General features: G+C 50.0%; 7 protein-coding genes. 5 read left to right on the top strand and 2 right to left on the bottom strand.

What is annotated here, in order from left to right; translation table 11 throughout:
• Window positions 1-140: 140 nt before the first annotated feature.
• Both DEU29_RS10290 and tyrA read left to right on the top strand, forming a co-directional pair.
• Window positions 141-734 carry a DNA-J related domain-containing protein gene (locus DEU29_RS10290; RefSeq protein ID WP_133540270.1) on the top strand — a complete coding sequence of 198 codons (594 nt, stop codon included), beginning with the start codon at window positions 141-143 and terminating at the stop codon, window positions 732-734.
• A 38-nt stretch (window positions 735-772) separates the two neighbouring features.
• Window positions 773-1945 carry a bifunctional chorismate mutase/prephenate dehydrogenase gene (gene tyrA / locus DEU29_RS10285; protein ID WP_133540269.1) on the top strand — a complete coding sequence of 391 codons (1173 nt, stop codon included), beginning with the start codon at window positions 773-775 and terminating at the stop codon, window positions 1943-1945.
• Here tyrA and DEU29_RS10280 read toward each other — a convergent pair.
• On the bottom strand, window positions 1942-2316 hold the full coding sequence (locus DEU29_RS10280) for a response regulator (RefSeq protein WP_133540268.1): 375 nt from the start codon (window positions 2314-2316) through the stop codon (window positions 1942-1944). The two genes, tyrA and DEU29_RS10280, sit on opposite strands and share 4 nt — an antisense overlap.
• Window positions 2317-2389: 73 nt before the next feature.
• Here DEU29_RS10280 and DEU29_RS10275 point away from each other — a divergent pair, with 73 nt between their 5' ends.
• Window positions 2390-3037, top strand: a complete 648-nt coding sequence (locus tag DEU29_RS10275; protein ID WP_133540267.1) for a cytochrome b/b6 domain-containing protein — start codon at window positions 2390-2392, stop codon at window positions 3035-3037.
• On the opposite strand, the gene DEU29_RS10270 is transcribed toward DEU29_RS10275, so the two are convergent.
• Complete coding sequence (locus DEU29_RS10270) at window positions 3034-3504, bottom strand: c-type cytochrome (RefSeq protein ID WP_133540266.1); 471 nt, start codon at window positions 3502-3504, stop codon at window positions 3034-3036. The genes DEU29_RS10275 and DEU29_RS10270 overlap by 4 nt on opposite strands.
• A gap of 165 nt (window positions 3505-3669) precedes the next feature.
• Between DEU29_RS10270 and DEU29_RS10265 the strand changes: the two genes are divergently transcribed.
• Entirely contained in the window at window positions 3670-6750 is a 3081-nt protein-coding gene (locus tag DEU29_RS10265; RefSeq protein WP_133540265.1) for an amidohydrolase family protein, read from the top strand.
• Window positions 6750-8048 (top strand): amidohydrolase family protein, encoded by a 1299-nt coding sequence (locus DEU29_RS10260; RefSeq protein ID WP_133540264.1) that lies wholly within the window; start codon window positions 6750-6752, stop codon window positions 8046-8048. The genes DEU29_RS10265 and DEU29_RS10260 overlap by 1 nt, the downstream gene beginning before the upstream one ends.
• Window positions 8049-8159: the final 111 nt, after the last annotated feature.

Below are 8159 nucleotides of genomic sequence, written 5' to 3'. Positions count from 1 at the left end.
TTGTCTGGCGCCATCCCTGGCGCCAGACACCCTTGAATAAGGAGCTGTTCAATCACTTTCCGCGCTCCCCACCCCCCCACACTCGAGCTGAACCCCAGCCCACGCTAGCGCGGGGCTTTTGTTGATGCTAAGCTGGCGCGATGGATGAAGATATTGAGATTTTGCGGGTTGCGCTGGAGCAGTTATTGACTGAGAGGTCGGTGTGGACGGAGCATGAGCTTATTGAGGTTTTGCAGGCTCCGCCGTATGAACTGTTTGAGGCTGATGCTTTGCGGCAACCTTTATCGTTGTTTCAGACCCACTTTTTGATTTTTCACTGCCTGTATCGCATACGGTGTGACTGGTTGGCGGCAGCTAAAGCGGATTTAGAAATTAATACGCTGCGGATTCAAACATTGCCCTGGCAGGCAGGTGAGTCTGGATTGCAACAGCACGACCCCCTTGCTGATTACTATCTGGATCTGACCCAGCTAACAGGTACAGATGAAGCGGGTGTTGAGGCGTTACTGAATGACTTTTGGGACAACATGTCGGCGGGTCGTCGTGGTGGCCAGGATACTATGGATTTCGAGTCTGCCTGTGAGTTAATGGATGTCGCGCCGCCTTTGTGTCAGCAGACGCTTAAGCGCCAATATCGTCGACTGATCCATCGTCATCATCCGGATAAAGGCGGTAGCCTTAAAAAAATGCAAGATGTCAAAAAAGCCTATCATACGTTGGCACGGCAAATGTGAGTCGTTTAATTAATAAAATGGTCAGTGAGCAGTAAACCATGGCAGATGAAAATACCCCGAACCAATCTCAGCAAAACCCTGAACAGCAACTACGTGCATTGCGTGATGCCATTGATAGCGTCGACACGCAATTGGTCGATCTTATTGCACAGCGGGCGGCTATTACGGCTCAGGTCGGTGCTGTAAAGCGAGAACTTAAGCAGCCACTCTACGTGCCATCGCGCGAGCAGGCGTTGATTCAGGGACGTCGCGATTATGCCGAGGCTAAAGGGCTTTCGGCTGATTTAATCGAAGACGTGCTACGCCGTATCATCCGTGAGTCTTATCGTACTCAAACGATGCAGGCAACATCGACTTCCAAAACCCTGGAACGTCCCGTTGTTATCGTTGGCGGGGCGGGTCGTTTGGGACAGTTAATGGGCAAGTTATTTGCTAACACGGGCTATTGTGTCGAGGTGATTGATAAACACGACAGCTTTACGGCGGAGCTTGCGCAAAAGGCTCAGGCGGTGATTGTTTCGGTACCGGTTAACCAAACCGTAGCGGCAATTAATGCGCTACCGAAACTGGCTGATGACTGTGTGTTGGCAGACGTAACCAGTGTTAAGTCGGCACCATTGCAGGCTATGCTGGAGCAACATCAGGGGCCGGTGGTGGGCTTACATCCTATGTTTGGTCCATCCGTGCATAACTTGGCTAAACAGTTGGTGGTGGTAACGCCGGGTCGTGACGATGCGCAATGTCAGTGGATTATCGAGCAATTCGTTAACTGGGGCGCACATATTGAGACATTGCCGGCCGAAGACCACGATACAGCAATGGGTTGGGTGCAGGCGATGCGGCATTTAAGTACCTTTAGTTATGGTCTACACATGGCCGAGGAAAATGCAGATATCGAGGCGTTATTGCAGGTCAGCTCACCCATCTACCGAATGGAGTTAATGATGGTAGGGCGGTTATTTGCACAGAATGCGGAGCTGTACGCTGATATTATTATGGCTAACCACCAGCAATTCCCGACTATTGCGCGCTACTTAGAGCGCTTTAGTGAGGCGCTGAAGGAATTACAACAAGGCGATAAACAGCGTTTTATCGAGCAGTTTGAAGAGGTTAAACGCTATTTTGGCCAGTATGCCGAGCAGTTTCTGGACGAAAGCGAGGGAATGGTGCAACTGGCCGATGATCAGCGTTTTCGTCAGCAGCCAGACTAGCCGCTGTATTGATTAAGTAACTCCGCTAATGCGTCGGGCGCGACAGGTTTGTGCAATGTTGCGTTCATGCCGGCACTGCGGCATTCGTCCATTTCACTGGCACTTTGGTGGCTGGTGACTGCAATCACCGGCGTAGTGGCGAATGCCGGCTGTTGGCGTAATTGTCGACACACGTCGGCGCCGGACATATCCGGCATTTCAAAATCAAGAAAAATTAGATCGGGCTTGTGCTGCAACGCCGCTAGTGCCTGCTCGCCGCTTTCAGCGGTTATTACTTCGACTTGGTGCTGGCTGAGCATGGCCTTAAACACTTCCAGGCTGATCATGTCATCGTCTGCGACCAGCACGGTTAATTGATTATTATCACTCATGGTACTACCGTTTTCGCGTCAATAGCTTTACCCTAGCATTGTAACGCGAATTTGCCTAGAGAGGAGGCCAACAATGAGCACGCAGGCACCACGGATTAAGGTGTGGGATAGCTTTATTCGGTTATATCACTGGGTCATGGTGGGCTTAGTCGGGGCGTTGTGGTGGAGTGGCGATAATGGCGAAATGTCGCTGCATCTAAACTTTGCTATAGCACTTGCAGCTTTGTTAATTGTGCGTATTGGCTGGGGCTTTTTCGGTAGTAAAAATACACGGTTTGTTTACTTTGTGCGTTCGCCGGCAAAAATACCGGCTCATTTGCATGCCTTGTTTACACGCCGCTATCGTAACTCCGATACCCATAGTGCAGCCGGTGGCTGGGCCGTGTTGGCGTTGCTATTAATTTTAGTGTTGCAGATCCTGACCGGTTTATTCAGTAGCGATGGTATTTTGTTTTCGGGGCCGTTGAGTCAATATGCCAGCTCTGATTGGGTTGATTTGGCGACCGATTGGCACAAAACCCAGTTTGATGTGGTACTTGCCTTGATTGGTATCCATGTTGCAGCGGTTATTTTGTATCGCTGGTTTGGCGTGCCGCTACTCGGGGCGATGATTAGTGGGTATCGAAACAGTAAGGCCCAACAACCTGACTTGAAGCCTGGTTGGCAGGCAATGCTGTTAACTGTCGCAGTTTGGTTTATCTTATATCTACTGCTGACTTAATCTTTATAGTTATCGTGGCAGCCTTTGCAATTTTTGGCAGCTGCCATAAACGCTGGCTTGATAGTTTCCAGCGAGCCACTGGTCGATGCTTCAGCAAGGCTTTTTGCGTCGGCTATCAAATCTTCAGAACGTTTTTTGAAGTCATCCCAGTTGTCCCAAATCTCCGGCAAGGCATCAGTATTGTCGCCAGGCATCGCGCCTTCAGTAGTAAAACCTGCCCAGGGTATTTGGCTTAAGCGAGCGAAGTCCTCAGCGCGTTGCTCAAAGATGCTGGCATCGTAATCAACATCACCTTTGACCATCTCAGCCATCGCGACAAAGTTTGCGCGCATGATAGAAAACGCACTCTGGCGGTAATCAACCGCCGACTCAGCATCGTTAAATGCGTGCTTATCTGCTAATGCACTGCCGCTGATACCTAACGACAATATCGCGGTACTGGCCAATGACACTATGAGTTTTTTCATCGTAACGTCCTTCCTTTGCTGTTGTAGTGTTTTTATGTTGTAACGAAACTTAACGATAAATTTACACTTTCTGTCGGTTAACACTTGTTACTTTAACTCATTACGAATAATTTGGATATTAGGGTTAATTAAGACACTTTTAATAACCAAAACGGGGAACCCATAATGAAAACAAAGCATCAGTTAAGTGCTTTGGCGTTAGCGTTAACGACAGCGTTTACGTCAGCCGCAATAGCTGATCAGACTTCGCGTACTAATGGTATGCGCGATAACACACCAGGTCTGATCGCTATTCAGAATGCCACAATTATTACAGAGCCAGGCAAGCAGGTGACTAACGCAACGTTGGTTATCGACGATGGCAAAGTTATTTCGGTACAACAAAATAATCGTGCCCCGGAGGGCGCTCGTATAATCGATGCTACGGGCTACACCGTTTACCCTGGCTTTATTGACGCCTACGCAAATTACGGAGTTCCCGCTGCGGAAAAAACTGAACGCCCTGACAGCCCAATTTATAACAACGAACGCGAGGGTGGTAATGCCGCAAATGATGCCATTCATGCCGATAAGAATTGGTACAGCGCTTTTAAAACCGATTCAGACGCCGGCAAAAACTTTATCGATGCAGGCTTTACCAGTGTTCAGTCAGCGCGTCTTGATGGCATATTTCAGGGTCGCGGTGTAACCGTATCCTTGGCAGATAAGATTGCCAATGATGTCATCTATAATGCCGAAACGCGCCACTTCGGGTCATTTGACAAAGGCTCATCTCAACAACAGTATCCGAGTTCATTGATGGGCAGTATTGCCTTGGTTAGACAGACATTGTCGGATGCTAACTGGTATGAGCAGGCCTACGGCAAGCAAGCCGATAACGGCCCGGTAGAGTTTAATGCGGCGCTAAAATCGCTGGCGAATGTTGAGTCGACGGGCATTATTTTTAAAGTTGAAGATGACAAGTCGTTGCTGCGCGCGGATGCGGTTTTTGACCAATTTAACGTGCCCACGGTTTACGTTGGCTCAGGCTATGAATATGCTCGTCTTAATGATGTAAAAGAAGCGGGTAGCCGCGTAATTTTGCCGCTTAACTTCCCGGCTGCTCCGGATGTTTCGGGCGTTGATGCACACCTGGATGTTGATTTAGCAAAACTGCGCCACTGGGAGCGAGCACCTGCTAACCCTGCAATGTTAGCCAGTGCTGATGTCGATTTTGCTTTAACCATGCATGGTTTGGATAAAGCCGATGAGTTTTGGGCGAACCTGCGTAAAGCGGTAAAACATGGTTTGAGCAAGGACGAGGCATTGGCCGCATTAACCACGATTCCGGCTGAAATTGCCGGGGTTAGCGACAAAGCTGGTAAGTTAGCCAGCGGCTACATGGCCGATTTTGTCATGGTTAAAGGAGACCTGTTCGACGATGGTGTAATCCAGTCTGTCTGGATGCAGGGTGATGAAGTGGAACTGTTACCTCGTCACGAGGTTGATTTTGCGGGGCAGTACAGCCTGGACTGGCAGGGTACCGCAGTAACGCTGGATATCACTGCTAAGCCAACCGCATCCGGTGAGCTGAGCTGGGGCGAGGACACTATTAAGCTGCGTCATGTTAATGCCAGCGATGATGCCATGGCATTTGTTGCTGACCTGCCACAGGCGACGCCTGCGGGAACCTGGCGTTTTAAATTAGTACCCAGCGCCCAAAATGAGTTTACCCTAACGGCTAAAGCACCTGACGGCAGTGCGCAGGATATGATCGCGTCTTATAGTGCCGGCAGTGCTGACGAAGTTCAGGAAAGCGATCAGCAAGTGGCTTATGTTGGCGATCTGACCTTCCCTAACGTTGCCTATGGCGTTGACGGTTTGCCGGAACGCCAGGATGTTCTTATCCGTAACGTAACGGTATGGACTGCGACCGACGAAGGTATTCTAGAAGATACCGATGTGTTGGTGCGCAACGGTGAGTTTGCCGATATCGGAGATGATCTTTCAGCACCTCGCGGCGCCACCGTAATAGATGGGTCGGGGATGCACCTAACGCCGGGGATCATAGATGAGCATTCGCACATTGCCATCGATCGGGGCGTTAACGAAGGCTCTGAGGCTATTACATCAGAAGTTAGAATCGGTGATGTAGTCAATCCGGATGATATTCATATTTATCGTTCGTTAGCCGGTGGTACCACCATGGCGCAGTTGCTGCATGGCTCGGCAAACCCAATCGGTGGTCAGGCGCAAGTGATTAAACTACGCTGGGGCGCTAATGCCGATTTAATGAAATTTGATGCAGCACCTGCCAGCATTAAATTTGCACTTGGCGAAAACGTTAAGCAGAGCAACTGGGGTGACGACATGACTATCCGTTACCCGCAAACACGTATGGGTGTAGAAACCATCATGCGTGACGGCTTCCAGGCTGCACTTGAATATCAGCAACAAAAGCGTGCTTATGACCGTTTGAGCCGCTCCGAAAAACAACGTACGGCACCGCCGCGTCCGGACTATCGTCTGGATACGCTCATTGAAATCTTAAATAGCGACCGCTTTGTGCATGCGCACTCGTATGTTGCGTCGGAGATTTTAATGTTGATGGAAGTCGCCGAAGACTTTGGCTTTACGCTGGATACCTTCACGCACATTTTGGAAGGCTACAAAGTGGCTGACGAAATGGCAGAGCACGGTGCCTCAGGCTCAACCTTTGCTGACTGGTGGGCTTACAAGTTTGAAGTTTACGATGCAATTCCGCATAACGCTTGCTTAATGCATGACCGTGGCGTACTGACCAGCATTAACTCGGACAGTAACGACCTGCAGCGTCGCTTAAACACCGAAGCGGCTAAATCGGTCAGATACTGTGATATGGAACCGCATGAAGCGATGAAGATGATCACCATTAACCCGGCTAAACAGCTTAAAGTTGACCAGTATGTCGGTAGCGTGGAAGAAGGCAAACACGCAGATTTTGTGTTGTGGAATAACTACCCGTTAAGTGCTTATGCGCAGGCACAGCAGACATGGATTAACGGCCGTAAATTCTTTGACCGTGAATTGGATAAGCAACGTCAACAGCGCGTACAGGCAGAAAAAAATGCCCTGATTCAGAAAGTTCTTGCCGAAGGCGATAAAGCTTATATCGGCGCCGAGGACGTGTACAAAGAAGAACAACCGACCTGGCACTGCGATACTGATCACGATGTTTGGTTAGACCATTTTCTGGCAGGTACTCACAGCCACGGAGGTAAACACTAATGAAAGCTTTAACTCAAACCCTAGCCGCGGCGGTGATCGGAACATTGGCAGTCGCCTCGACGGCAAGTCAGGCGCATGACCAGGTGCCAGGCGAAAAACAGCAGCAACCGATTGTACTGCAAGGCGGCACGTTACATACCGTTACTCAGGGTACATTAACCGATACCGACTTAGTATTCGCTGACGGAAAAATAACCGCTATTGGCAGTGACGTAGCAATTCCCGAAGGCGCTAAAGTGGTCGATATTTCTGGTCAGCACGTGTACCCGGGCGTTATTGCCATGGATACAACCATCGGTCTGAATGAAATTGGCGCGGTGCGCGCAACCCGTGACTCTCGTGAAGTCGGAGGTGTAACCCCGGAAGTCGCCGGTCATATCGCGTTTAATGCCGACTCCGAAATTATCCCAACGGTGCGCTACCATGGCATTACCCATGCTCAGGTGGTACCGGAAGGATCGCTGGTTAATGGCCAGTCATCGCTGATGCAGTTAGATGGCTGGAATTACCAGGACAGTCTGGTTGCCGGCGAAATCGGTGTTCACATTAGCTGGCCACGCACCTATGTAGTTGATACCTGGTGGGAAAGCCGCACCCCGGCAGAACAGCGCGAAGCTAATGCTAAAGCGCTTAAGCGTCTTAAAGACGTATTAGCCGATGCAAAAGCTTATTATGACGCAAAACAAGCGAACCCTGACATTGCCGTAGATCAGCGTTGGGAAGCTATGCTTGGTTTGTACGATGGCTCTAAGAAGCTGTTTGTGCATGCGCAGGATAAGCGTCAAATGGAGCAGGCGCTGGATGTTGCACAGGAATATGGTTTTGACCTGGTGCTGATGGGCGCAGCTGACGCCTGGCGTTTAACCGAACGACTGGTTAAAACACAGACGCCGGTTGTGTTCGGTTCACCATTTGGTTTACCCGCCCGTGATGACGAAGGTTACGATCAGGCCTTCTCAACACCGGCACAGCTTGCTGAAGCCGGCGTAAACTTTGCCATTTCGTACCCGGGCTACTGGGATGTACGCAACCTGCCGTTTGCCGCTGGTCAGTCTGTTGCATTTGGTTTGGATGTTGACGAAGCGGTCAAAGCAATCACGTTGAAGCCCGCTGAGTTTATGGGTCTTGACGATCAGCTGGGCTCACTGGAAGTGGGTAAAAGCGCGTCGTTGAGCGTGTCAAAAGGTGACTTGCTTGATCCAATCGGACAAGACCTAACGCACTTGTTTATCAATGGTCGTGCGGTCGAACTGGAAAGCCGTCATACTGAGCTATACGAAAAATATCAACAGAAGTAATACTTAAAAATGGGCCGGTGAGCTCCTCGGTAATTAGGCGATAAGGGATTTTGAATGCCCCGTTTGAGAAAGTGTCTGGCGCCATGGATGGCGCCAGTCAAGCCCTACAGG

Origin of the sequence: Idiomarina aquatica (assembly GCF_004362895.1) — a bacterium.
Lineage (GTDB): Bacteria > Pseudomonadota > Gammaproteobacteria > Enterobacterales > Alteromonadaceae > Idiomarina.
Note: the sequence above shows the minus strand (reverse complement) of the source record. Positions and strands in the feature narration are given on the sequence as shown.

What these genes read in the sequence shown, in the direction of transcription:
- tyrA (WP_133540269.1), top strand. Translation starts at nt 773, where the DNA reads ATGGCAGATGAAAATACCCCGAACCAATCTCAGCAAAACCCTGAACAG.
- DEU29_RS10280 (WP_133540268.1), bottom strand. Translation starts at nt 2,316, where the DNA reads ATGAGTGATAATAATCAATTAACCGTGCTGGTCGCAGACGATGACATG.
- DEU29_RS10260 (WP_133540264.1), top strand. Translation starts at nt 6,750, where the DNA reads ATGAAAGCTTTAACTCAAACCCTAGCCGCGGCGGTGATCGGAACATTG.
- DEU29_RS10270 (WP_133540266.1), bottom strand. Translation starts at nt 3,504, where the DNA reads ATGAAAAAACTCATAGTGTCATTGGCCAGTACCGCGATATTGTCGTTA.
- DEU29_RS10265 (WP_133540265.1), top strand. Translation starts at nt 3,670, where the DNA reads ATGAAAACAAAGCATCAGTTAAGTGCTTTGGCGTTAGCGTTAACGACA.
- DEU29_RS10275 (WP_133540267.1), top strand. Translation starts at nt 2,390, where the DNA reads ATGAGCACGCAGGCACCACGGATTAAGGTGTGGGATAGCTTTATTCGG.
- DEU29_RS10290 (WP_133540270.1), top strand. Translation starts at nt 141, where the DNA reads ATGGATGAAGATATTGAGATTTTGCGGGTTGCGCTGGAGCAGTTATTG.